The sequence below is a fragment of the Burkholderia sp. CCA53 genome, from assembly GCF_001685525.1.
In the GTDB taxonomy this organism is placed as follows: Bacteria; Pseudomonadota; Gammaproteobacteria; order Burkholderiales; family Burkholderiaceae; genus Burkholderia; species Burkholderia multivorans.
The window spans coordinates 3,465,753-3,489,743 of sequence record NZ_BDDJ01000001.1 but is presented as its reverse complement, the minus strand read 5'-3'; the positions used below and the strand labels follow the sequence as shown (position 1 = coordinate 3,489,743).

General features: G+C 67.8%; 24 protein-coding genes. 15 read left to right on the top strand and 9 right to left on the bottom strand.

Annotation, left to right across the window (positions count from 1 at the left end; genetic code table 11):
* Nucleotides 1–102 precede the first annotated feature (102 nt).
* Both BCR55_RS16125 and BCR55_RS16120 read right to left on the bottom strand, forming a co-directional pair.
* Nucleotides 103–726 (bottom strand): phospholipase D family protein, encoded by a 624-nt coding sequence (locus BCR55_RS16125; RefSeq protein ID WP_012467610.1) that lies wholly within the window; start codon nucleotides 724–726, stop codon nucleotides 103–105.
* Nucleotides 727–1,194: 468 nt separating this feature from the next.
* Nucleotides 1,195–1,677: a helix-turn-helix domain-containing protein gene (locus tag BCR55_RS16120; RefSeq protein WP_053297281.1), complete on the bottom strand. Its 483-nt coding sequence runs from the start codon at nucleotides 1,675–1,677 to the stop codon at nucleotides 1,195–1,197.
* A gap of 165 nt (nucleotides 1,678–1,842) precedes the next feature.
* On the opposite strand from BCR55_RS16120, the gene BCR55_RS16115 reads away from it, so the two are divergent.
* Complete coding sequence (locus tag BCR55_RS16115; RefSeq protein WP_006400164.1) at nucleotides 1,843–2,280, top strand: PaaI family thioesterase; 438 nt, start codon at nucleotides 1,843–1,845, stop codon at nucleotides 2,278–2,280.
* A gap of 108 nt (nucleotides 2,281–2,388) precedes the next feature.
* A complete protein-coding gene (locus tag BCR55_RS16110; protein ID WP_006404877.1) occupies nucleotides 2,389–3,441 on the top strand; it encodes an NADP(H)-dependent aldo-keto reductase in 1,053 nt (350 codons plus the stop codon).
* 76 nt (nucleotides 3,442–3,517) lie between these two features.
* Here the strand turns inward: BCR55_RS16110 and BCR55_RS16105 are convergent, their stop codons facing one another.
* Both BCR55_RS16105 and BCR55_RS16100 read right to left on the bottom strand, forming a co-directional pair.
* Nucleotides 3,518–4,804, bottom strand: a complete 1,287-nt coding sequence (locus BCR55_RS16105; protein ID WP_006404876.1) for an MFS transporter — start codon at nucleotides 4,802–4,804, stop codon at nucleotides 3,518–3,520.
* Between the two features lie 35 nt (nucleotides 4,805–4,839).
* Nucleotides 4,840–6,267 carry a M20 family metallopeptidase gene (locus BCR55_RS16100; RefSeq protein WP_065494827.1) on the bottom strand — a complete coding sequence of 476 codons (1,428 nt, stop codon included), beginning with the start codon at nucleotides 6,265–6,267 and terminating at the stop codon, nucleotides 4,840–4,842.
* Nucleotides 6,268–6,433: 166 nt separating this feature from the next.
* Here BCR55_RS16100 and BCR55_RS16095 point away from each other — a divergent pair, with 166 nt between their 5' ends.
* The 4 genes from BCR55_RS16095 (at nucleotide 6,434) to BCR55_RS16080 (ending at nucleotide 10,170) form a co-directional block, all read left to right on the top strand.
* Entirely contained in the window at nucleotides 6,434–7,387 is a 954-nt protein-coding gene (locus tag BCR55_RS16095; RefSeq protein WP_006400160.1) for a LysR family transcriptional regulator, read from the top strand.
* A gap of 65 nt (nucleotides 7,388–7,452) precedes the next feature.
* Nucleotides 7,453–8,586, top strand: a complete 1,134-nt coding sequence (gene mnmH / locus BCR55_RS16090) for a tRNA 2-selenouridine(34) synthase MnmH (protein WP_006411991.1) — start codon at nucleotides 7,453–7,455, stop codon at nucleotides 8,584–8,586.
* Nucleotides 8,583–9,641, top strand: coding sequence for a permease (locus tag BCR55_RS16085; RefSeq protein WP_006400158.1), 1,059 nt, complete (start codon nucleotides 8,583–8,585; stop codon nucleotides 9,639–9,641). Before mnmH ends, BCR55_RS16085 begins: the two co-directional genes overlap by 4 nt.
* 106 nt (nucleotides 9,642–9,747) lie before the next feature.
* Nucleotides 9,748–10,170 (top strand): hypothetical protein, encoded by a 423-nt coding sequence (locus BCR55_RS16080; protein ID WP_006400157.1) that lies wholly within the window; start codon nucleotides 9,748–9,750, stop codon nucleotides 10,168–10,170.
* 39 nt (nucleotides 10,171–10,209) lie between these two features.
* Here the strand turns inward: BCR55_RS16080 and BCR55_RS16075 are convergent, their stop codons facing one another.
* Both BCR55_RS16075 and nodI read right to left on the bottom strand, forming a co-directional pair.
* Entirely contained in the window at nucleotides 10,210–11,049 is an 840-nt protein-coding gene (locus tag BCR55_RS16075; protein WP_006400156.1) for an ABC transporter permease, read from the bottom strand.
* Between the two features lie 5 nt (nucleotides 11,050–11,054).
* Nucleotides 11,055–11,969 carry a nodulation factor ABC transporter ATP-binding protein NodI gene (gene nodI / locus BCR55_RS16070; RefSeq protein ID WP_006411987.1) on the bottom strand — a complete coding sequence of 305 codons (915 nt, stop codon included), beginning with the start codon at nucleotides 11,967–11,969 and terminating at the stop codon, nucleotides 11,055–11,057.
* Between the two features lie 329 nt (nucleotides 11,970–12,298).
* Between nodI and BCR55_RS16065 the strand changes: the two genes are divergently transcribed.
* Nucleotides 12,299–12,796: a universal stress protein gene (locus BCR55_RS16065; RefSeq protein ID WP_006400153.1), complete on the top strand. Its 498-nt coding sequence runs from the start codon at nucleotides 12,299–12,301 to the stop codon at nucleotides 12,794–12,796.
* Between the two features lie 71 nt (nucleotides 12,797–12,867).
* Here BCR55_RS16065 and BCR55_RS16060 read toward each other — a convergent pair whose 3' ends face one another.
* From BCR55_RS16060 to lexA, 3 genes are read right to left on the bottom strand one after another with little or no spacing between them, the layout of a single operon-like run.
* On the bottom strand, nucleotides 12,868–13,560 hold the full coding sequence (locus BCR55_RS16060; RefSeq protein WP_065494825.1) for a DUF2939 domain-containing protein: 693 nt from the start codon (nucleotides 13,558–13,560) through the stop codon (nucleotides 12,868–12,870).
* A 29-nt stretch (nucleotides 13,561–13,589) separates the two neighbouring features.
* The gene (locus BCR55_RS16055) at nucleotides 13,590–13,925 is read right to left on the bottom strand and encodes a hypothetical protein (RefSeq protein ID WP_006400151.1); all 336 of its coding nucleotides are present in this window, start codon (nucleotides 13,923–13,925) and stop codon (nucleotides 13,590–13,592) included.
* A gap of 26 nt (nucleotides 13,926–13,951) precedes the next feature.
* Nucleotides 13,952–14,599, bottom strand: a complete 648-nt coding sequence (gene lexA / locus BCR55_RS16050) for a transcriptional repressor LexA (protein ID WP_006400150.1) — start codon at nucleotides 14,597–14,599, stop codon at nucleotides 13,952–13,954.
* A 264-nt stretch (nucleotides 14,600–14,863) separates the two neighbouring features.
* Here lexA and BCR55_RS16045 point away from each other — a divergent pair, with 264 nt between their 5' ends.
* The 8 genes from BCR55_RS16045 to BCR55_RS16010 all read left to right on the top strand — a co-directional run bounded on the left by BCR55_RS16045 (nucleotide 14,864) and on the right by BCR55_RS16010 (nucleotide 23,967).
* Nucleotides 14,864–15,901, top strand: coding sequence for a sulfate ABC transporter substrate-binding protein (locus tag BCR55_RS16045; protein WP_006400148.1), 1,038 nt, complete (start codon nucleotides 14,864–14,866; stop codon nucleotides 15,899–15,901).
* Nucleotides 15,902–16,017: 116 nt separating this feature from the next.
* Nucleotides 16,018–16,917 carry a sulfate ABC transporter permease subunit CysT gene (cysT, locus tag BCR55_RS16040; RefSeq protein ID WP_006400147.1) on the top strand — a complete coding sequence of 300 codons (900 nt, stop codon included), beginning with the start codon at nucleotides 16,018–16,020 and terminating at the stop codon, nucleotides 16,915–16,917.
* Nucleotides 16,914–17,861: a sulfate ABC transporter permease subunit CysW gene (gene cysW / locus BCR55_RS16035; RefSeq protein ID WP_006400146.1), complete on the top strand. Its 948-nt coding sequence runs from the start codon at nucleotides 16,914–16,916 to the stop codon at nucleotides 17,859–17,861. The genes cysT and cysW overlap by 4 nt, the downstream gene beginning before the upstream one ends.
* 13 nt (nucleotides 17,862–17,874) lie before the next feature.
* Nucleotides 17,875–18,936: a sulfate/molybdate ABC transporter ATP-binding protein gene (locus tag BCR55_RS16030; protein ID WP_006404868.1), complete on the top strand. Its 1,062-nt coding sequence runs from the start codon at nucleotides 17,875–17,877 to the stop codon at nucleotides 18,934–18,936.
* Nucleotides 18,937–19,010: 74 nt separating this feature from the next.
* The gene (locus BCR55_RS16025) at nucleotides 19,011–19,937 is read left to right on the top strand and encodes a CysB family HTH-type transcriptional regulator (protein WP_006400144.1); all 927 of its coding nucleotides are present in this window, start codon (nucleotides 19,011–19,013) and stop codon (nucleotides 19,935–19,937) included.
* Between the two features lie 313 nt (nucleotides 19,938–20,250).
* The gene (locus BCR55_RS16020) at nucleotides 20,251–21,201 is read left to right on the top strand and encodes a sugar ABC transporter substrate-binding protein (RefSeq protein WP_006400143.1); all 951 of its coding nucleotides are present in this window, start codon (nucleotides 20,251–20,253) and stop codon (nucleotides 21,199–21,201) included.
* Between the two features lie 145 nt (nucleotides 21,202–21,346).
* Nucleotides 21,347–22,951 carry a sugar ABC transporter ATP-binding protein gene (locus tag BCR55_RS16015; RefSeq protein ID WP_065494823.1) on the top strand — a complete coding sequence of 535 codons (1,605 nt, stop codon included), beginning with the start codon at nucleotides 21,347–21,349 and terminating at the stop codon, nucleotides 22,949–22,951.
* The gene (locus tag BCR55_RS16010; RefSeq protein WP_006400141.1) at nucleotides 22,948–23,967 is read left to right on the top strand and encodes an ABC transporter permease; all 1,020 of its coding nucleotides are present in this window, start codon (nucleotides 22,948–22,950) and stop codon (nucleotides 23,965–23,967) included. The genes BCR55_RS16015 and BCR55_RS16010 overlap by 4 nt, the downstream gene beginning before the upstream one ends.
* Nucleotides 23,968–23,991: the final 24 nt, after the last annotated feature.

Genomic DNA, 23,991 nt, shown 5'->3' with positions numbered 1-23,991 from the left:
CCGAATTGTCGGTGGTCGCGCATTCGCCGATCATCGACGACATGGCCGTTTCCATGACGCGAGAGCCGGATCGCCGAGCGACGAACAGGCCGTGCGTGAGGTTCAGTAGGTGGAGCGGTACGGCGTGCCCTGATCGAAGCGGCTTTGCCAGTGCGTGAGATAGCGCGACGCAAGCTGCGGGTTGTTCCACACCACGACGACGTTCTCCGAATTGCGGCTCGCTGCCGACGCGCTGTAATTGAACGAGCCCGTCTCGACGTGTTCGGCGTCGATCACGAGGTACTTGTCGTGGTGAATCGCATACGTGTCGATCGTGCGCGTCGGGATGCCCGCATTGACGAGCAGGTTCAGCGCCTGCTTGCTGTTCTTCGCGCGATTGCCCTTGTCGTCGACGACGACCGCGACATTCACGCCGCGCCGTTTCGCGTCGAGCAGTGCGCGCGTCACCGCAGGCGACGTGAACGAATACGCGGCGACGCGAATCGAGCTGCGCGCTGCGCCGATCGCCTTCAGCACGAGCGCTTCGGCGCCGCCGTCCGGCGAGAACGCCGATTCGACGACCTGCGTGGCGGGTGCTTCGTGCGTCGGCGTCGGCAGCAGTCGCGACACGAAGTCGATCGCCTGCTGCAGCAGCGATTCGTTGTGCGTCTTGCCGAAGGCGGCGTAAGGCGTGACGAGCAGGGAGGCAGCGAGACAGGTAGCGGCGAGGCGATTGCGCGACAACATCGGCGACAGCGGACAATTTCGAGACAGCGGGCCGTGAGTGTAACGCAGACGCGTCGCGACGGCCACGTTTGAAATTGCCCGACGGGCATTGCGCGCGGCGCGATGGCACGCATACGCGCTCACGGGCGCGATACGGTGACCACGGAGGCACGCGGCTGTCAGCGCGGCGCCGTATCCCGGCAGCATCGGCGCGCGCCGACGTTGCACGCCGATGTTTCGATGCGGCGATCGGCATTGCGATGCACGTCGCGTTATGTCACGCGGCGAGCAAATGACGGACGAACCACGAACGAACCACGAACGAACCACGAATCACGACACGAATCGCGTGCGTCCCAGCGAACGTGCGATGTGATGATGGAGCGCGCCGCGCGATGCTTGGTCAACGAATCGCGAGCGTCCCGACGAGCCCGCGTTCTGACGACGCGACGCGCCGCATGCAATGCTTCGTCAACGAAACGCACAACGTCACGCGTCGCGCATCTCGACCGACTCGGGCGCGCCCCATCCCGGCCCGGGCTCCGGCGTCACGTCGCGTGGATCGAGCGGCTCGCCGCATGCCGAACAGACGGCAACCGCATGCATCAGCTGCCCACACCGACGATGGCGCAACTGCAATGGCGGCCCGTGGCCGTCGTCCTTCCAGCGGTCGCCCCAGGCGAGCAATGCGAGCAGCGCCGGGTAGAGGTCGCGGCCTTTTTCGGTCAGCCGATATTCGAAGCGCGGCGGCCGCTCCTGATACGCGCGTTTGGCGAGCACGCCTTCGTCGACGAGCCGTGCGAGCCGATCGGCAAGCACGTGTCGCGTGAGGCCGAGCTGCGCCTGGAATGCATCGAAGCGACGACAGCCGAGAAACGCGTTGCGCAGGATCAGCATCGTCCAGCGATCGCCGAGCACGGCGAGCGTGCGCGCGACGGAACAGTTCAGCGTGCCGATGTCGTCCCATTTCATCGTCGTATCTCCTGCGCAGTTCAGCGAAACAGCGGGCGATTATAGAGTGCGCGTTCGAGCGCACTGCACACCGCACCGATTGACATCGCCGATGTGCGTGTGAATAATCAGTTCCAATTTGGAACTTACACGTGCGACGACGCGCGTTCAATCAGGAGACGCCCGATGAATCCGCTTTCCCTGTCCGGAATCGAACTGTTGCGCGCCGCGGCGGCGGGCGACGCGCCGCTCGCGTCGATTTCCGAAACGATGCCGATGCGGCCGCTCGAGGTGGAACTGGGCTACATCCGGATGTCGGCGCGTGCGGACGATCGGCATCTGAACCCGCTCGGCGGCGTGCATGGCGGCTTTGCCGCGACGGTGCTCGATTCGGTCACCGGTTGCGCGGTGCATTCGATGCTCGAGGCGGGCGTCGGTTACGGGACGATCGATCTCCACGTGAAGATGCTGCGGCCGGTGCCACGCAACGTCGATCTGATCGCGGAAGGGCGCGTGATTCATCTGTCGCGCTCGCTCGGCGTCGCCGAAGGCACGCTGAAGACGCCCGACGACAAGATCGTCGCGCATGCGTCCGCGACGTGTTTCATCCAGCGGCCGCAGTAAGCGTCGCGTGGCCATCGAAGGCGCAATGTAAGCTGCCGCGGCGCGCGTCTGAAGCGTTCGTTTCAATGTGATAGCGTTCCTGCTTTCCACCGACGCGACAGGAACAGCATGGAATACCGCACACTCGGCGATTCGGGCATCGAGGTGAGCCTGATCGGTCTCGGCACGATGACGTGGGGCGAGCAGAATTCGGAGCGCGATGCGCACGAGCAGATCGATTACGCGCTCGACCATGGCGTCACGCTGATCGACGCCGCGGAGATGTATCCGGTGCCGCCGAAGCCCGATACGCAGGGGCGCACCGAACAGTACATCGGCACGTGGCTCGCGCAGCATCGCGCGCAGCGCGACCGGATCGTGCTCGCGACGAAGATCGCAGGGCCGGCACGGCAACCGCACAACCCGCGGCATATTCGCGGTGAGGGCAACCAGTTCGACCGCAAGAACCTGACCGAGGCGCTCGACGGCAGCCTGAAGCGGCTGCAAACCGACTACGTCGACCTCTATCAGCTGCATTGGCCCGATCGCAGCACGACGACGTTCGGCCGCTCCGCATATCCGTGGATCGACGACGCGTATACGGTGCCGATCGAAGAAACGCTCGCGGTACTCGCGGAATTCGTGAAGGCCGGCAAGGTACGCGCGATCGGTGTGTCGAACGAAACGCCGTGGGGCGTCGCGCAATTCCTGCGCGCGGCCGAGAAGCTCGGGCTGCCGCGCATCGCGAGCATCCAGAATCCGTATAGCCTGCTGAACCGCACGTTCGAGAACGGCTTGTCGGAATTCACGCACCGCGAGGGCGTCGGCTTGCTCGCGTATTCGCCGCTCGCGTTCGGCTGGCTGTCCGGCAAGTACGAGAACGGCGCGCGTCCGGCCGGCGCACGCATCACGCTGTTCGAACGCTTCCAGCGCTACAGCAAGCCGCAGGCCGTCGCGGCGACGTCGCGCTATGTTGCGCTCGCGAAGCGGCACGGCCTGTCGCCCGCGCAGCTCGCGCTCGCGTTCGTCAACAGCCGTCCGTTCGTGCGCAGCAACCTGATCGGCGCGACGTCGCTCGACCAGCTGAAGGAGAACATCGGCAGCATCGACGTGAAGCTGTCCGACGAGATTCTCGCGGAGATCGACGCGCTGCACGAGCAGCAGCCGAACCCGGCGCCGTAAACGACGTGCGGCCCGCGCGGCGCGATGCCGGCGCGGGCCGCCGCTCGATCGGCAGCGCATCGCGCTGCCGTTTCCACTATTGCATCCGCAGCCGCGTGCGTGCGACGAACAGCGCGACGAGACTGAGGATCGCGCATCCGATCAGATACAGCGCAGGCGACAGCCGGTTGCCGGTCGCGCTGATCAGCCAGGTGATGACGAACGGCGCGAAGCCGCCGAACAGCGTGACGCCCGTGTTGTAGCTGACGGCCAGGCCCGTCGCGCGCGTCTGCGCGGGAAACAGTTCCGCCATCAGCGCGGGCAGCGCACCGCAATACATGGCCTTCAGCGCGCCGATCCAGATCAGCGCGGCGAGCATCGTCGCGAACGACGCGTGCCGCGTGAGCCATGCGAACGTCGGCCAGACGGTCACCAGCATCAGCAGCGCCGCGGTCGTCATCACGCGGATCCGTCCGGTGCGATCGGACAGGTGCCCGACGAGCGGCGTGACGAGCGTCAGCACGAAGCCGGTCGCGAGCGTCGCCGCGAATCCGGTCGACGCCGGCAGTCCGAGCTGCTTGATTGCGTACGTCGGCATGTACAGCACCATGTAATTGATCGCGGTCGAGATCACGAGTGCGCCGATCGCGAGCAGCAATCGCATCTTGTAGTGCGTGAACAGTTCGCGCACCGGCGCTTCGGCGCGCGCCTGCGTACGGAACTCGACGCCCTCGTCGACGTAGCGGCGGATGTAGAGTCCGACCGGGCCGATGGCAAGGCCGAACAGGAACGGCACGCGCCAGCCCCAGCTTTCGAGCTGCGCGGGCGTCAGCGTAGACGTCAGCAGGGCGCCGAACCCCGACGCGAGCAGCGTGGCGAGACCCTGGCTCGCGAATTGCCAGCTCGACATGAAGCCGCGCCGCTGCGGCGCATGCTCGACGAGAAACGCGGTCGAGCTAGCGAACTCGCCGCCGGCGGAAAAGCCCTGCATCAGCCGCGACAGCATGATTCCGAGCGGCGCGAGAATGCCGATCGACGCGTAGGTCGGCATCGCGGCGATCAGCAGCGTGCCGCCCATCATCATCGCGATCGACAGCAGCAGCGACGCCTTGCGGCCCGCGCGATCCGCATACGCGCCGAGCACGAAGCCGCCGATCGGGCGGATCAGATAGGACAGCCCGAACGTGCCGAGCGTGAGCAGCAGCGACGTCGCTTCGCTCGTCGCGGGGAAGAACAGCTTCGCGATCGTCACCGCGAAAAAGCCGTAGACGATCAGGTCGAACCATTCGAGCGCGTTGCCGATCGACGCCGCGAAAATGATGCGCCGGATCTGCGCCGCGTTGGGGCGTGCGGCGTCCTGCGTGGTCAGCGTGGTCGTATTCATCGTGGATGGGGCTCCGTGGAAGGATGCAGCACGCGTTACGCAGCGATGCCGGCCGCGGCCGACGCCGACGCCGTGCGGCGCGGATGCGGCGCGTCGTCGCCGAGATCCCAGAAGAGGCCGGCCATCATCTGCAGCCCCTCGCACGCGACGCTCGCGAGCAGATGCTCGTCGGGCGCATGCTGCGAGCACGCGGGATACGAGTGCGGCACCCAGAGCGTCGGCAAGCCGAGCGTGTCGGCAAATACCTCGTTCGGCAGCGTGCCGCCGAGATTCGGCAGGATCGCCGGCTTCTTGCCGGTCGTGCGGGCGAGCGACGCGACGGCCCACTGCACCCACGGATCGTCGGGCGACAGGCGCGTGGCGGGCGCACCGCGCTCGACCTCGATGTCGACGTCCGCAAAGCCATGCGCATCGAGATGTGCGCGCAGATGCGCCTGCAGCGCCTGCCAGTCGGTATCGACCACGAAGCGCAGCTGGCAGTGCGCATAGGCGGCCGGCGGAATCGCGTTGACCGGATGCTCGGGGTTGCCGGCCTTGAACGCGAGGATCTCCAGCGTGTTCCAGCCGAATACGCGTTCGGGCGCCGACAGCCCCGGCTCGCCCCAGCCGGCGTCGAGCGCCGGGTCGCCGGGGCCGCCGCCCACCGACAGATCGGCGAGCGCGTCGCGCACGGCGGCCGGAATCGGCGGCGGGCGCAGCCCCGCGACGCGGATCGCCCCGCGTGCATCGACGAGACTGGCGAGCGCATGCGCGAGCACGATCGCGGGATTGCGCAGCAGTCCGCCCCAGTTCCCGGAGTGATGGGCGCCGTCGCGCGCCCGCAGGCCGAGCCGGAAGTTCACGGCGCCGCGCGAGCCGAGGAACACCGTCGGACGTTCGGCGGTAACGCGCGGGCCGTCCGATGCGATCAGCACGTCGGCCGCCAGTGCGTCGCGCTCGCGGCGGCACAGCGCGTCGAGGCCCGGCGAGCCGGTTTCCTCGCCCATCTCGATCAGCAGTTTCGCGTTGAAGCCGAGACGGCCGCCGCGCGCGTGCAGCACGCTCGCGAGCGCCGCGAGGTTGATCGTGTGCTGCCCCTTGTTGTCGGCAGTGCCGCGTCCGTACCAGCGGTCGCCGTCGGCGTGCAGCCTCCACGGCGACAGCGGCGCGCGCCATTGCGCGTCGTAGCCGCGCACGACGTCGCCGTGGCCGTAGATCAGCACGGTCGGCAACGCGTCGTCCTCGTGGCGCGACGCCAGCAGAAACGGGCCGCCGCCGTCGACCGGGTTGTCGACGATGCGTGTCGAAAAGCCGAGGCGCGCGGCTTCGGGCGCGATCTCGTCGGTCAGATACGCGCGCAGCGCGGCATCGGCGCCGCGTTCCTGGCTTTCGGTGCGCAGGCCGACGCGGCGGCTCAGCGTCGCGAACAGCGCGCCGGATTCGAACTGGTTCAGCGCATGCTGAACGGCAGCGGTACGGGTCAAGACCTGTCTCCTCGGCAAGGTGCCGAACGGTGCGCGGGCCGCGCCGCCGGCATGAAGTGCGATCGATTCTAGAAAGCCGTTTTTTTTGTCACAATGATCGAATTTCGAAGCTTTCTTTGCCGAAAAGGCAAAGCAGGACAGCCGCTCGCGGCACGGAGACAGAACGATGGCGGCTTTTCTGCATGGCCTGGCACTGCGGTATTTCGTCGAAGTCGCGCGTACGGGCTCGCTCAGCGACGCGTCGGCGCGGCTGCATGTCGCCGTGTCGGCGATCAGCCGGCAGATCGCAAAGCTCGAAAGCGAGCTCGGCGCGCCGCTGTTCGAGCGGCGGCCGCGCGGCATGGCGCTGTCGGAGGCGGGCGAGCGGCTGCTCGGTTTCGCGCAGCGCAGCCTGCTCGAAGCCGAACACGTGATGAAGGAGATCGGCGGGCTCGACGCGCTGCACGGCAGCCTGTTGAAGATCGCCTGCTCGGAAGGGTTCGCGATCGATTTCCTGCCCGGCGCGCTGGCAGCGTTCAAGGCGCGCCATCCGGGCGTCGATTTTTCGGTGTGGGTCGTATCGCCGGCCGATGCGACGCGGCGCGTGCGCGACGGCGACGCCGACATCGCGCTGACCTTCAGCCTCGCGCCGGAAAAGGGCGTGCGCGTCGAGCATACGGAGCGCGCGCCGATCTTCGCGCTGCTGCGCCGCGATCATCCGCTCGCGGCGCGCGAGGCCGTATCGCTCGCCGACGTCGCGCGCCATCCGCACGTGCTGCCCGAAGCCGGCACGACCGTGCGCCAGCTGATCGATATCGCATGCGCGCTCGACGGCCTGATGCTCGAGCCGGAGCTCACGAGCAACAACACGGCCGCGATGTACCGCTACGCGCAGCGTACGGGCGCGGTGATGTTCTCCGGTCTGCTGTCGGTGCGCGACCGCTGCGACGCCGACGGTTTCGTCGTCGTGCCGGTCACGAACCCGCAGTTGCGTGAACGCAGCATCCAGGTACAGACGATGGCGGGGCGCGATCTGCCGGCGTCGGTGCGCGCGTTTCGCGATCATCTGATCGACGCGATGAAGGCCGCGTCGGTGCCGCCGAACGCGGCGCGCGGCTCGCGGCGCCCGCGCGTGAGATAATTGCAGGTCCGCCTTCCTGCGCCCGTGCGGCTCGCCGAGCCGCACCGACCCGTTTCGACGCCAAATTGAAGAACCTGATTGTCACCCTCGATCGCGCCGCCGAGTTCGACGAGATCATCGACGTGCGCACGCCGCTCGAATTCGCCGAGGACCATATCCCCGGCGCGCTGAACGCGCCCGTGCTCAGCAACGAGGAGCGCGTGCTCGTCGGCACGATGTATCGGCAGGTGTCGCCGTACGAGGCGACGCGCGTGGGCGCGGCGATCGTCGCGCGCAACATCGCGCGCCATCTGGACACGACGTTCGCCGATCGTCCGCGCAACTGGCGCCCGCTGATCTACTGCTGGCGCGGCGGCAAGCGCTCGGGCTCGATGACGACCTGGTTCAACCTGATCGGCTGGCAGGCGCGTCAGCTCGACGGCGGCTACAAGGCGTACCGCCGTTCGGTCTGCGCGACGCTCGACACGCTGCCGACGCGCTTTCGCTACATCGCGCTCGTCGGCCACACCGGCTGCGGAAAAACGCGGCTGCTGAACGCGCTGCGCGGCGCGGGCGCGCAGACGCTCGATCTCGAAGCGCTCGCGTGCCACCGCGGCTCGCTGCTCGGTGCGCTGCCGGGCGTGCCGCAGCCGTCGCAGAAGGCGTTCGATTCGGGGCTTGTCGAAACGCTGCGACGCTACGATCCGGCATGGCCGGTGTTCGTCGAATCGGAAAGCCGCAAGATCGGGCTCGTGCAGCTGCCGGTCGCGCTGCTCGACGCGTTTCACGCGGGGCCGTGGGTGCAGGTCGAAGCCGCGCGCGACGAGCGCATCGCGTTCCTGCTCGACGATTACGGCCACCTCTTCGACGATCGCGCCGCGTTCGGCGCGCAGCTCGACCGGCTGATCGGGCTGCACAGCCGCGAAGAGGTGGCGCGCTGGCACGCGCTGCTCGACGCCGACCGGCGCGCGGAACTGTTCGGCACGCTGATCGACCGGCATTACGATCCCGCGTACGCGCGCACGTATCGCGCGTCGTACGGCAAGCCGAACCGCGCGCTGACGTTCGCGTTCCGCCCGAACGCGGCCGACGTGCCGGACCAGGCGCGCACGCTGCTCGAGCAGCTCGCGCAGGCGGGCTTGCCCGCGTCGCCGGCCTACGTGTCGGCCGCCGCCGCGGCGCCGATTACTGCTCATGACCATCCGACCACCTCACGATGACGACCACACGCACGCAACCCGTTCCGGCGCTCGGCTGGATGACCTTCCTGCTGATCGCGGTCGCAGGGCTGTTCTACGTCAAATGGTTTCCGTACTACAACAAGGCGTTCGTCGCCGCCGAACATCATTCGATCGGCCAGTCGATCCTGATGGGCACGGCCGCGTCGGCGCCCGAGCCGTCGCTGAAGGCTGCGCTCGACTACGCGTGGGCGTACGGCAAGGCGATCTGGCAGGCGATGGTGCTCGGCCTGCTGCTCGGCTCGGCCGTGCAGGCGCTGCTGCCCGCGCACTGGGTCGCGCGCGTGCTCGGCCGCACGGGCTTCGGCAGCGTCGCAGCCGGCGGCTTGCTGTCGCTGCCGGGCATGATGTGCACGTGCTGCGCGGCGCCGGTCGTCGCGGGCTTGCGCGCGCGCCACGCGTCGCCGGGCGGCGCCGTCGCGTTCTGGCTCGGCAATACCGTGCTGAACCCGGCCGCGCTGGTGTTCATGGGCTTCGTGCTCGGCTGGCACTGGAGCGCGCTGCGGCTCGTGCTGGGCATCGCGATGGTGTTCGGCATCGGCTATCTGCTGAACCGCATCGCGCGGCCGGAGGATCGCAGCATCGACGACGCGCAGCTCGCGGCGCTGGCGGCCGAGCAGGCCGCGGCCGGCAACGCGTTCGTGCGCTGGATCAAGCTGCTCGTGCGGATGGCGGTGCGGCTCGTGCCCGAGTACGTCGTGCTCGTGCTGCTGCTCGGCGCCGCACGCGCGTGGCTGTTTCCGCACATCGGGCCGGACATCGGCAATCATCTCGGCTGGATCGTCGCGTTCGCGGTGGCCGGTGCGCTGTTCGTGATTCCGACGGCCGGCGAAGTGCCGATCATTCAGGCGATGCTGTCGCTCGGCATGGGCGTCGGGCCCGCCGCGGCGCTGCTGATGACGCTGCCGCCGATCAGCGTGCCGTCGCTCGCGATGCTCGCACGGTCGTTCAAGCCATACATGCTGGCGATCGTCGCGAGCCTCGTCGTCGTGTTCGGGATCGCGAGCGGGCTGCTCGCGGTCGCGTTCGGATTCTGAGGCTGACGCACATCGGCCGCGCGCGTGGCCCGTGTGCGCGCCGTATTCATCCGGCACCGCCGCCGATCCGCGCGGTGCCCTTTACAAGAAGCAAACAGGAAAACGCATGACCCAACCGAAGATTCATCCTCGACTCGAAAAGGCGCTGACGCGGGGCGATCTCGCGATCCGCCAGGCCAATTCCGCGCGTGCGACGGCCGTGCTGAACGCGCTCGGCACGATGATCGTCGAGGCGTCCGCGACGATCGGCGTCGAGGCGAGCATCGACATTCCGCAGGGCGATCGCATCTACGATCCCGTCAACGGCGTATGGCCGCAGAAGATGCTCGTGTCGTTCGACGGGCCGGTCGCCGATGCCGATCCGGAAGAGCTGCGCACGGTCTATCTGATCGCCGACGATCCGGGCACGCAGTTCCGCGTCGAATGGCATCGCGCGGACGGCAAGCTCGGCCGCCACGAAGGCGGCCCGCTCGCGACCGTCGCATTCCTGACCGACGTCGAGATTCCGTGGAGCGACGACGACGAGTGACGTCGTCGGGCGCAGGGGCGGCGCTGCGCGCGCCGTGCGTCAGCGCATCAGCCGGCGCCGGAACAGCCACGCGCACAGCAGGAAGCCGCCCACCGCGTAGGCGGCGAGGATCGCGACGTGCAGGCCGATGTCCGTCGCGGGCCGGCCGAGCATCGCCGGCCGGATCAGCTCGACGGCATTGGCGAGCGGCAGCGCCTGCGCCGCATGCTGCGCGAGCTGCGGCAGCTGCGTGATCGGGAAGAAAACGCCCGAGAGCAGCAGCATCGGCGTCAGCACGAGCGTCTGATAGAACATGAAGAAGTCGTACGACGGCGCGAGCGCCGTGACGACCATCGCGACGCTCGCGAACGCGAGCCCCGCGAGCGCGATCACCGGCAGTGCGGCGAGCATCGACGGAAACCGCGCATAACCGAGCAGGCCCGCGACGAGCATGATCGCGGCGCCCGACAGCATCGCCTTGCTGGCACCCCAGACGATTTCGCCCAGTACGACGTCGCCGAGCGCGAGCGGCGTGTGCATGATCGCTTCCCAGGTGCGCTGCACGTGCATCCGCGAAAAACCCGAATACATCGATTCGAAGCTCGCGGACATCATCACGCTCGAGCCGACCGTGCCGGCTGCGAGAAACGCGATGTACGACACGCCGTCGACGTGGCCCAGCATCAGGCCGAGCCCGAAACCGAGCCCGAACAGATAGATCATCGGGTCGGCCAGATTGCCGAACATCGACGCGAGCGCAAGCTTGCGCCAGACCAGATAGTTACGGCGCCAGACCGCGATCCAGTTGGTCGCGTTCGCCGGCATCGCGAGCGCGAAGCGCGATTCGCGCGCAGGCGTCGCGTGCGGCGCAGCGGAATCCGAATAGTTGCGTACGTCCATGTCGGTCAGTCCTGCATGTCGCGGCCGGTCAGCCGCAGGAACACGTCCTCCAGATTGGCCGGACGATGCAGATAGCGCAACCCGGCGCGGCCCTTGATCCGCGCGCACAGCGGTTCCGGATCGCTGACGTAGCAGAACAGCGTCTCGCCGCTGATTTCGGTGCGCTGCGCGAGCGGCGCGACTTCATCGCGCAGCGCGATCGGGTCCGGTCCGTAGATCTCGATCACGTCGCAGCCGATCTCGGACGCGATCAGCGCATGCGGCGCGCCCTCGGCAATCTTGCGGCCTTCCTCGATCACGCACAGCCGGTCGCACAGACGTTCGGCTTCTTCCATGAAGTGCGTCGTGATCAGGATCGTCTTGCCGCGCGCGAGCAGCGAGCGCAGCCGTTCCCACATCAGATGCCGCGCCTGCGGGTCGAGGCCCGTCGTCGGTTCGTCGAGCACCAGTACGTCGGGATCGTTGACGAGTGCGCGTGCGAGCGTGAGCCGCCGCTTCATGCCGCCGGACAGCTCGCCGACCTTCGCATCGGCCTTGTTCTCCAGTTTGGCGAATTCGAGCAGCGGCTGCACGAGTGCGCGTGCCGCGTGCGCCGACATGCCGAAATAGCGGCTGAACACGAGCAGGTTCTCGCGAACCGTGAAATCGGGATCGAGATTGTCGAACTGGGGCACGACACCGACGCGCCGCCGTGCATGCCGCGCGCGCGATGGCACCGGTTCGCCGCACAGCGAGATTGCGCCGGCGTCGGGATACGCGAGACCGAGCAGCATCTTCAGCGTCGTGGTCTTGCCTGCGCCGTTCGGGCCGAGCAGCCCGTAGCACTCGCCGGCATGCACGTGGAAGGACAGATCGTTGACGACGAGCTTGTCGCCATAGCGCTTTTCGACGTTCCGGAAATCGATGGGTGCGACGGACATGGCAGCGTTATGGTTGTGACGGCGAGCAGCGGTGCGCGCGGATGCCGCGAACGGAGCGGGACAACGCCGGTCAGATCGGGCATGATCGAAGCAGGCGTGGCGATGCGCGTTCGCGTGCAGCGAAACGGCGGCACGACGGGCCATTCTAGTGCATCGCTTGCGTTCGCTCAGCGCGTATGCGCCGGCATCGTGCAGGGCCGTGATCATCGTGCACCGCATCATTGCGCACGCGCCGCATGCGGCGTGTCAGCGTTTTCCATCCCTTGCGCGCCGGATTGCGACGCACCATGATGAATGGGTAGGGCTCGTTGTCGCGATAGGGAGGTCTCATGGCTAGCTACAACAAGATTCTGCTGTGCTACGACGGAACGCTCGAGGGGCGCAAGGCGCTGCGATGCGGTGCCAATCTCGCGTTGGACCTCAAGGCCGAAACGCATCTGCTGTCGGTCGTCGACATGCGCTCGAGTATCGCGCAAAGTGCCGGCTTGCTGACCGACGTCGCATGCGGCCGCTTCGAGGAAACCGCACGTGAAATCCTGCAGGAAGGGGTGAACTGGCTGCGCGAGCGCGGCGTGCAGGCCGAGGGCCATTTCGCGTTCGGTTATCCGATCGACGAAATCGCGAACCTCGCCGGCGAGCTGAAAGTCGATCTCGTCGTCGTCGGACACCGGTGCCGCAGCGGACTATCGAGATGGTGGATGGGGTCGGGCAACACGCAACTGCTCGATCGCGTGAACTGCAGCATTCTGGTTGCATGCTCGTCGGCCGAAGAGCAGAAGGCCGAAATCGCACGCGAGCGCGAAGCCGCGACGGCGAGCGGCCAGTGATTTGATGATCGCGATCGGCGCTTGAGGCGCCGATCGCGGCGACGTCGCCAACGCCGCCGCGGCGGCGCGCGCTACGCGTGCAGATCGATCGCCGACAGCTTCCACGAGAACAGTCCGAAGCGGTGGAAGATCGCCGCATAACGCGTGCCGTCGGCCGTGCGCTGATAGGTGACGACGAATTCGTCGATGTTGCGGTAGCCGGCGTGCGTTTGCTGCTGCGCCGGCGGCGCCGCTGGAGCGGATGCTGCTGGCGGCGGCGCCGATGCGACCGCGCTGCCCGGAGCCGGTGCGTTGGCCGGCGGCACGGCCGCGCCGGGTGCGGACGGCGCGGCGCCGCTGGCCGGTGCGCCGCCGGCCTGCTGCGCCTGCCAGTCGGGCGGACGCTCGCCGGGATTGCCTTTCGGCGGGAAACCGCTCATCAGGGCGGCCACGCCTTCCGGCGTCGCATACGCATCGACGAGCGGCCCGATCAACGCGGAACCGATCAGCGCGCCGAGCACCGCGAACGGGTTGTCCTTCTTCACCGCGTCGATCCGGCGCATCAATTCCTCGGTAACCTGCTGCTTCAGGCTGATCCGCAGCGACGGAAAGTCGACGTATTCGCTGACGGCCTGTGCATCGCGCGCATCGATCGCCGACTTCAGGCGGCCGAGCGCGATGTACGGCGACGCGTAGGCATAGCCGATCGCCGCGATGACGGCGATCGCCAGCACGACGATCAGCAAGGGTTTGAGCCGCCATCCGCGGCTCGACGAGCGCGTCACGATACCTCCGGAGCGAAACCGTGTCGCAATCAGAGACCGCCTTGCGCGGCCGAACGTTCCTCCGCGATGCAGCGATCGATCATGCGGCAGACGGCATCGATCGTGCCGACCATGATCAGCCGCGAACGACCGTGATAGACGCGCACCGGTGCGCGCCGCGCGGGCTCCGCGTGATTGAGCCCGGCATTGAGCGACACGCGCGCGAATGCGGGGAGCGCCGACGGCAGCAGCGACGCCTGCCGTTCGACTGCGACTTCATGGCCGGCGGGCGCCGCAGCGGACAGCGGCGCGCAGGGCGTGCGGCCGCGCAGATGACGCAGGCGACCGAATTGACGGAAAGGCAGCAGGCGGGCAAGGCGTTCCATGGTGTTCTCCTGAGCGAGACGGAATGTCAGAGTTCGCCCGAGCGGATCAGCCCGACGGCGATGCCTTCCAGCGCGAAATCCGCGCTGCCGGCCTTGACGAAGATGTTTTCGTAATCCGGGTTCTCGGCGATCAGCTCGATGCCGCCCGGCCGGCGCATCAGACGCTTGACCGTGACGTCGTCGCCGAGCCGCGCGACGATGATCTGGCCGTCCTTCGCCTCAGTGCGCTTCTGCACGGCGAGCAGATCGCCGTCGAGAATGCCGGCGTCGCGCATCGACAGCCCGCGCACCTTCAGCAGATAGTCGGGCTTGCTCGAGAACAGCGCGGGATCGCACGCGAAGTGCTGCGAGATGTGCTCCTGCGCGAGGATCGGGCTGCCGGCCGCGACACGGCCGACGAGCGGCAGCGACAGCTGCATCAGCCCCGCATGCGGCAGCGTGAACTGGTGCGGCGCGTCGTCGCCGCCGAGCAGCCGGATGCCGCGCGACGCGCCCGCCGCCAGCTCGATCACGCCCTTGCGCGCCAGCGCACGCAGGTGCTCCTCGGCCGCGTTCGGCGAACTGAAACCCAGCTCGGCCGCAATCTCGGCGCGAGTGGGCGGAAAACCGGAGCGCTCGATCGCGCGGCGGATCAAGTCGAACACTTGCTGCTGGCGTGCGGTGAGTTTGGTCATGGTTCAACTGTATGGATAGACAGTGAGCTGTATTTTTATACAGTACTTTGAGAATTTCAAGTGTTACGTGAAGTTCGACGCGATCGCGCCGGTTCCGACGCCCGATTGCGACGTCCATGCGCCGGTTCGTCTGCCGCAACCGTCCGTCCGTATTGAGTTAGCACTTTTCAGTATTAAAAAATGAAGAAGGATTATTTTTAATCATGTAGCCCGTTCGATAGACTGGCCCGACATCGCAATACCGACAACACTGGAGAACCAAGGATGGTGAAGCGCACGACGGGGCTGATGAGCGGGGCGGGCCGCTTGATTGCAACACTCGCGCTGGGCGCGGCGGCGGCGCTGGGCGTCGCGACGCACGCGCAGGCCGATACGACGTTCCTGAACGTGTCGTACGATCCGACGCGCGAGCTGTACCAGGACTTCAACCAGGCATTCGGCAAGGAGTGGAAGGCGAAGACAGGCGAGACGGTCAACTTCAAGCAGTCGCACGGCGGCTCGGGCGCGCAGGCGCGCTCGGTGCTCGACGGCCTGCAGGCCGACGTCGTGACGCTCGCGCTCGCCTATGACATCGACGCGCTCGCGAACAAGGGGCTCGTGAACAAGGACTGGCAGAAGCGCCTGCCCGACAACGCGTCGCCATACACGTCGACGATCGTGTTCCTCGTGCGCAAGGGCAACCCGAAGGGCATCAAGGACTGGGACGACCTGACCAAGCCGGGCGTGTCGATCGTCACGCCGAACCCGAAGACGTCGGGCGGCGCGCGCTGGAACTACCTGGCCGCATGGGCGTATGCGCTGCACAAGCCGGGCGGCAGCGAGCAGTCGGCGAAGGAATTCGTCACGAAGCTGTACAAGAACGCGGGCGTACTCGATTCGGGCGCGCGCGGCGCGACGACGAGCTTCGTGCAGCGCGGGATCGGCGACGTGCTGATCGCGTGGGAGAACGAGGCGTTCCTGTCGATCAAGGAGTTCGGGCCCGACAAGTTCGAGATCGTCGTACCGTCGGCGAGCATTCTGGCGGAACCGCCGGTCGCGGTCGTCGACAAGGTCGTCGACAAGAAGGGCACGCGCAAGCTCGCCGAAGCGTACCTGAACTTCCTGTACAGCCCGCAGGGCCAGGAAATCGCGGCGCGCAACTACTATCGGCCGCGCTCGAAGAGCGTGCCGGCGGAGCTGACCAAGCAGTTCCCGAAGCTGAAGCTGTACACGGTCGACGACACGTTCGGCGGCTGGACGAATGCGCAAAAGACGCATTTCGCGGACGGCGGTGTGTTCGACTCGATCTACAAGCCGCAGTAACACGACAACGACAGCGGCGCGCCACGTAGTGCGCCGCGTCCCGGACGCCGCCGGCGCGACCTGTCGCGCCGGCGTTCGCGTCGGGCCCATGAGCATCGACCCAGCAAGAGCATCCGATGACCACGTACACCTTTCGCAAGCCGAGCGCGCTGCCCGGTTTCGGCGTGACGCTCGGCATCACGGTGGCCTATTTGAGCCTCGTGGTGCTGATTCCGCTCGCCGCCACGTTCCTGAAGACCGCGACGCTGTCGTGGGACCAGTTCGTCGCCGCCGTCACGTCGCCGCGTGTGCTCGCGTCGTACCGGCTGACGTTCTCGGCCGCATTCGGCGGCGCGCTGATCAACGCCGTGTTCGGCTTTCTCGTCGCGTGGGTGCTCGTGCGCTACACGTTTCCGCTGAAGCGGCTCGTCGACGCGATCGTCGATCTGCCGTTCGCGCTGCCGACCTCGGTGGCCGGCATTTCGCTCGCGGCCGTCTACGCGGCGAACGGCTGGGTCGGCCAGTATCTCGCGCCGTTCGGCATCAAGGTCGCGTTCACGCCGCTCGGCGTGCTGGTCGCGCTGACCTTCATCGGCCTGCCGTTCGTCGTGCGCACCGTGCAGCCGGTGCTCGAGGATTTCGAGCGCGAGCAGGAGGAGGCGGCCGCGTGCCTCGGCGCGTCGCGCTGGCTCACGTTCCGGCGCGTCGTGCTGCCGGCCGTGCTGCCCGCGCTGCTCACCGGTTTCGCGCTCGCGTTCGCGCGTGCGCTCGGCGAATACGGGTCGGTGATCTTCATCGCCGGCAACGTGCCGATGAAGTCGGAGATCACGTCGCTGCTGATCATCACGAAGCTCGAACAGTACGACTACGCGGGCGCGACCGCGCTCGCGGTCGTCATGCTCGTCGTGTCGTTCCTGATGCTGCTGCTGATCAATACGCTGCAGTGGTATCTGCAGCGCCGTACGAGCCGCGGCGCGAGTGCGCCCGCGTCCGCGTCCGGTGATACCGCCGCGGTCGCGGCAGGAGGCCGGCCATGACGCAGGAGGTGACCGCCGTGCTCAAGAACCCGTCGTCCGCCGAGCGTGCGCGCGCGGCGAAGCGGCTCGATCCCGTCAGCGAGCCGCGCGCCGTGCGCTGGCTGCTCACCGGCATCGCGCTCGCGTTTCTCGCCTTCTTTCTCGTCGTGCCGCTCGCGGCCGTGTTCGTCGAGGCGCTGCGCAAGGGCGTCGGCTTCTACCTCGAGTCGCTCGCGGATCCGGACGCGTGGGCCGCGATCAAGCTGACGCTGACCGTCGCGGCGATCGCCGTGCCGCTGAACCTCGTGTTCGGCGTGTGCGCGTCGTGGGCGATCGCGAAATTCGAGTTTCGCGGCAAGGCGTTGCTGACGACGCTGATCGATCTGCCGTTCTCGGTGTCGCCGGTGATCTCGGGCCTCGTCTACGTGCTGCTGTTCGGCGCGCAGGGCTGGCTCGGCCCATGGCTGCAGGATCACGACGTGCAGATCATCTTCGCGGTGCCGGGCATCGTGCTCGCGACGATCTTCGTCACGTTCCCGTTCGTCGCGCGCGAGCTGATTCCATTGATGCAGGCACAGGGCAGCGACGAGGAAGAGGCCGCGCGCGTGCTCGGCGCGTCGGGCTGGCAGATCTTCCGCCGTGTGACGCTGCCGAACGTGAAGTGGGGGCTGCTGTACGGCGTGATCCTCTGCAATGCGCGCGCGATGGGCGAATTCGGCGCGGTGTCGGTCGTGTCCGGCCATATCCGCGGCCAGACCGACACGATGCCGCTGCACGTCGAGATTCTCTACAACGAGTACAACTTCGCCGCGGCGTTCGCGGTGGCATCGGTGCTCGCGCTGCTCGCGCTCGTGACGCTCGCGCTGAAGCTGCTCGCCGAACGCCATCTCGCCGCCGAGCTGTCCGGCGCGCGCGACGCCGTTCCCGCACATGCCGGCCCTGCCGCCATTTCGTCGAAATCGTAAAGAGGCAACCAGAATGGGTATCACCGTCCGTCATCTCCAGAAGCGCTTCGGCGATTTCACCGCGCTCGACAACGTGTCGCTCGATTTCCCGCCCGGCGAACTCGTCGCGCTGCTCGGGCCGTCCGGCTGCGGCAAGACCACGCTGCTGCGCGTGATCGCGGGCCTCGAGCACGCGGACGCGGGGCAGGTCGTGCTGCAGGGGCTCGACGTCGCATCGGTCGGCGCGCGCGACCGGCAGGTCGGCTTTGTGTTCCAGCACTACGCGCTGTTCCGCCACATGACCGTGTTCGAGAACGTCGCGTTCGGGCTGCGCGTGAAGCCGCGCCGCGAGCGGCCGTCCGAAGCCGCGATTCGCGACAAGGTGCACGAGCTGTTGAAGCTCGTGCAGCTCGACTGGCTCGCGCAGCGCTATCCGTCCGAGCTGTCGGGCGGCCAGCGCCAGCGGATCGCGCTCGCGCGCGCCCTCGCGGTGGAGCCGAAGGTGCTGCTGCTCGACGAGCCGTTCGGCGCGCTCGACGCGAAGGTGCGCAAGGAGCTGCGCGGCTGGCTGCGGCGCCTGCACGACGATCTGCACATCTCGACGATCTTCGTCACGCACGATCAGGAGGAGGCGCTCGAAGTCGCGGATCGCATCGTCGTGCTGAACCGCGGCCGCGTCGAGCAGGTCGGCAGCCCGCAGGAGGTCTACGATCATCCGCAGAGCGCGTTCGTCTACGAATTCCTCGGCGCCGCGAACCGGCTGCCCGGCACGGTGGCCGAGCGCGGCTTCGTCGCCGAGGGCGCGGCCGCGCCGATCGCGGTCGACGCGGATTTCGCGGGACCCGCGCATGCGTACGTGCGGCCGCACGATCTGCAGCTGTGGCCGGCCGCCGAAGCGGGCCATCGCGACGGCATCGCGGTCGACGTGCGCCGCGTGATTCCGCTGGGCGGCTCGGTGCGCGTCGAGCTGGAATCGCGCGCGGGCGGGGCGCTCGAGGCGGAACTCGACCGCGACGCATGGCGCGCTCTGTCGCTGCAGGTCGGCGACGGCGCGACGGCCGTGCCGCGTGCGGTACGCGTATTTCCGGCGCGCTGACGCCGGCCAGGCAGGAAGGAGCGCACGGCGCTCCGTATCGACCATCGAACAACGACAGCCCAAGAGGCATACCCATGAACTTCCAGCAACTGCGCTTCGTGCGCGAGGCGGTGCGCCAGAACATGAACCTGACCGAGGTCGCGAACGTGCTCTACACGTCGCAGTCGGGCGTGTCGAAGCAGATCAAGGACCTCGAGGACGAACTCGGCGTCGACATCTTCATTCGCCGCGGCAAGCGGCTGACGGGCCTGACCGAGCCGGGCAAGGCCGTGCATCAGCTGATCGAGCGGATGCTGCTCGACGCGGAGAACCTGAGGCGCGTCGCACGGCAGTTTGCCGATCAGGACAGCGGCCACCTCGTCGTCGCGACGACGCACACGCAGGCGCGCTACGCGCTGCCGAAGGTGATCCGGCAGTTCACCGACGTGTTCCCGAAGGTCCATCTTGCGCTGCGGCAGGGTAGCCCGCAGCAGATCGCGCAGATGATCCTGAACGGCGAGGCCGATCTCGGCATCTCGACCGAGGCGCTCGACCGCTATCCGGACATCGTGACGTTCCCGTGCTATTCGTGGCACCACACGGTCGTCGTGCCGAAGGGGCATCCGCTCGTGGGCCGCGAAAACCTGACGCTCGACGAAATCGCCGAGTATCCGATCATCACGTACGACCAGGACTTCACCGGCCGCTCGCACATCGACCAGGCGTTCGCGCAGGCCGGCGCCGTGCCCGACGTCGTGCTGACCGCGATCGACGCGGACGTGATCAAGACCTACGTCGAACTCGGCATGGGTATCGGCGTCGTCGCGGCGATGGCCTACGATCCGCAGCGCGACACGGGGCTCGTCGCACTCGACACGCAGCATCTGTTCGAGGCGAGCACGACGCGCGTCGGGCTGCGCAAGGGCGCGTTCCTGCGTGCGTATGCGTATCGGCTGATCGAGATGTTCGCGCCGCACCTGAGCGAGGCCGAAATCGCCGGCCAGTTGCGCGAAGCGGTGTGATTGGCGCGGGCGGGCGTGCGCATGCTTCGCGCGCGTCCCGTCTGCCGTCGGCGCGCTCCGAATAAACCCTTAAATATTGATTAGACGGGTTGCGCGCCGGCGCGAAACGGTCCAGCATACCTTCACTCCGCCGGCGTCCGCCGGCGGCGGCGTGTAAACGACGACACGCGCCAGGCAGTCGGCCGTCTGCCTTGTTTTCTTCCTTGGTAGCGACAAGCAGCATCGATGGCCGATCGCCGGGTAGTGTGGCGCAAACGTTTGCTCGCAATAAAACAACAGTCGGCCCCGACGGGCCAGTCGCCAGGAGATGTGTATGAATGTCCGCTTTCGCCGTCGCTTTCTGACCGCCGCGCTTGCTGCCGTCGCGGTTGCCGCCGCTCCCGCCGTCCACGCGCAAGCGGCCGGCAAGCCGAAGGTCGCGCTCGTGATGAAGTCGCTCGCCAACGAGTTCTTCCTGACGATGGAAAACGGCGCGAAGGAATACCAGAAACACAACGCGAGCCAGTTCGACCTGATCACGAACGGGATCAAGGACGAGACCGATACCGCGAACCAGATCCGCATCGTCGAGCAGATGATCGTGTCGAAGGTCGACGCGATCGTGCTCGCGCCGGCCGATTCGAAGGCGCTCGTGCCGGTCGTGAAGAAGGCCGTCGACGCGGGCATCATCGTCGTCAACATCGATAACCGGCTGGACCCCGACGTGCTGAAGTCCAAGAACCTCAACGTGCCGTTCGTCGGGCCGGACAACCGCAAGGGCGCGCGCAAGGTCGGCGACTACCTCGCGAAGAAGCTGAAGGCGGGCGACCAGGTCGGCATCGTCGAAGGCGTGTCGACGACGACCAACGCGCAGCAGCGCACGGCCGGCTTCCAGGACGCGATGAAGGCGGGCGGCATGAAGGTCGTGTCGGTGCAATCGGGCGAATGGGAGATCGACAAGGGCAACGCGGTCGCGTCCGCGATGCTGAACGAATACCCGAATCTGAAGGCGCTGCTGTGCGGCAACGACAACATGGCGATCGGCGCCGTGTCGGCCGTGCGCGCGGCCGGCAAGCAGGGCAAGGTGTACGTGGTCGGCTACGACAACATCAACGCGATCAAGCCGATGCTGAAGGACGGCCGCGTGCTCGCGACGGCCGATCAGTACGCCGCGAAGCAGGCCGTGTTCGGCATCGACACGGCGCTGAAGGCGATCGCCGAGCACCGCAAGCAGGCGGAGCTGTCGGGCGTGGTCGAGACGCCGGTCGATCTCGTGACGAAGTGACGCCGCGCGGCGCGTGCCGCCGCCCTCAAGAATCCGGCGCGGCGGCCGTTATCCGGTGTGAGCGCGATCACGGCCGCTGCATGCCGATGCAGTTGTGAGCGTCACACCCGCGCGCCGCATGCGCGCGGCCGCAACCAGGATCGCGATGGAACCGACCTTCCAATCTTCTTCCCGTCCCGCCGCACCGGTGCTGTCCGTTTCCGGCGTCGGCAAGACGTACGCGGAGCCGGTGCTCGCGGACGTCACGCTCGCGCTCGTGCCGGGCGAGGCGCTGGCGCTGACCGGCGAGAACGGCGCGGGCAAGAGCACGCTGTCGAAGATCATCGGCGGGCTCGTCGAGCCGAGCGCCGGCACCATGCAGCTCGCGGGCGAGCCGTACGCACCGGCGAGCCGCACGCACGCCGAGGCGCTCGGCGTGCGGATGGTGATGCAGGAGCTGAACCTGCTGCCGACGCTGAGCGTCGCCGAAAACCTGTTCCTGAACCGTCTGCCGCGCCGCTTCGGCGTGATCGATCGCGCGCGGCTGCGCGACGACGCGCGCCTCGCGATGGCGCAGGTCGGGCTCGATGCGATCGATCCCGACACGCCGGTCGGCGCGCTCGGCATCGGCCATCAGCAGATGGTCGAGATCGCGCGCAACCTGATCGGCGACTGCCGCGTGCTGATCCTCGACGAACCGACCGCGATGCTGACCGCACGCGAGGTCGGACTGCTGTTCGAGCAGATCGACCGGCTGAAGGCGCGCGGCGTCGCGCTCGTCTACATCTCGCATCGGCTCGAGGAACTCGCGCGCGTGGCCGAGCGCGTCGCGGTGCTGCGCGACGGGCGGCTCGTGCACGTCGGCGAGATGGCCGCGACGACGTCCGACGCGCTCGTCACGCTGATGGTCGGCCGTGAGATCGGCGAACACATCGATCTCGGCGAGCGCCATATCGGTGCGCCGCGGCTCGTCGTCTCGGGGCTCACGCGTGCGCCGGCCGTGCGCGACGTGTCGCTCGAGGCACGGGCGGGCGAGATTTTCGGCATTTCCGGACTGATCGGCGCAGGGCGCACCGAACTGCTGCGGCTGATCTACGGCGCCGATACGCCCGACGCCGGCACGATCGCGGTCGGCCAGCCGCCGCGGCCGGTCGCGATCCGCTCGCCGGTCGATGCGGTGCAGCTCGGCATCGCGCTGATCACCGAGGATCGCAAGGGCGAGGGATTGCTGCTGTCGCAGTCGGTCACGGCCAACGTGTCGCTCGGCCAGCTCGACCGGCTCGCGCATGCGGGCGTGGTCGACACGGCGCGCGAGACGGCGCTCGCCGAACGGCAGATCGACGCGCTGCGCATCCGCGCGCACGGCGCCGCGCAGCCGGTCGGCGAACTGTCGGGCGGCAACCAGCAGAAGGTCGTGATCGGCCGCTGGCTCGCGCGCGACATGGGCGTGCTGCTGTTCGACGAGCCGACGCGCGGCATCGACGTCGGCGCCAAATTCGAAATCTACACTTTGATGGGCGCGCTTGCGCGCGAAGGCCGCGCGCTCGTGGTCGTATCGAGCGACCTGCGCGAACTGATGCTGATTTGCGACCGGATCGGCGTAATGTCGGCCGGCCGCATGACGGCCGTGTTCGAGCGCGGCCACTGGACCCAGGATGCGCTGCTGGCCGCGGCGTTCGCGGGCTTCGGCCGCGACGCGGCGCCGCACGGCGCACCGCCGCCTGACGCGCACGCCGCGCACGGCACTTCGACGACAGGACGACCGCAATGACCCAGCCCCCCGTCACCCCGACCGATGCCGGCGCCGCGCAGGACGCGACCGGCCGCCGCGCGCGCACGCTGTCCGGCACGCGGCTCGGCGTGTCGAACTATCTCGGCCTCGCCGGCGCGCTGATCGCGATGATCGCGCTGTTTTCGGCGCTGAGCTCGCATTTCCTGACCTACGATACGTTCAGCACGATCGCGAACCAGATTCCCGACCTCGTCGTGATGTCGGTCGGGATGACGTTCGTGCTGATCATCGCGGGGATCGATCTGTCGGTCGGCTCGGTGCTCGCGCTCGCCGCGTCGATGGTCAGCGTCGCCGCGCTGAAGTGGCAGTGGGGGCCGCTGCCGGCCGCGCTGATCGGCATCGCGGTCGCGACCGCGACGGGCTCGCTGACGGGCGCCGTCACGGTCGGGTGGCGGATTCCGTCGTTCATCGTGTCGCTCGGCGTGCTCGAGGCCGCGCGCGGCCTCGCCTACCAGCTGACGAATTCGCGCACCGCGTATATCGGCGACGCGTTCGATTTCCTGTCGAATCCGATCGCGCTGGGCATCTCGCCGGCGTTTCTGATCGCCGTCGCGGTGATGATTGCCGCGCAGTTCGTGCTGACGCGCACCGTGTTCGGCCGCTATCTGGTAGGGATCGGCACGAACGAGGAGGCCGTGCGGCTTGCGGGGGTTAACCCACGGCCGTATAAAATCCTTGTCTTCGCGCTGATGGGCGCGCTCGCCGGGCTCGCGTCGCTGTTCCAGATTTCGCGCCTCGAGGCCGCCGATCCCAACGCGGGCGCCGGGCTCGAGCTGCAGGTGATCGCGGCCGTCGTGATCGGCGGCACGAGCCTGATGGGCGGCCGCGGCTCGGTGATCAGCACGTTTTTCGGCGTATTGATCATCTCGGTGCTCGCCGCGGGCCTCGCGCAGATCGGCGCGAACGAGCCGACGAAACGGATCATCACCGGGGCGGTGATCGTGGTCGCGGTCGTGCTCGACACGTATCGCAGCCGGCGCACGCGCACGCGGTAAGACCAACAACAGAAAGAGCAGAGA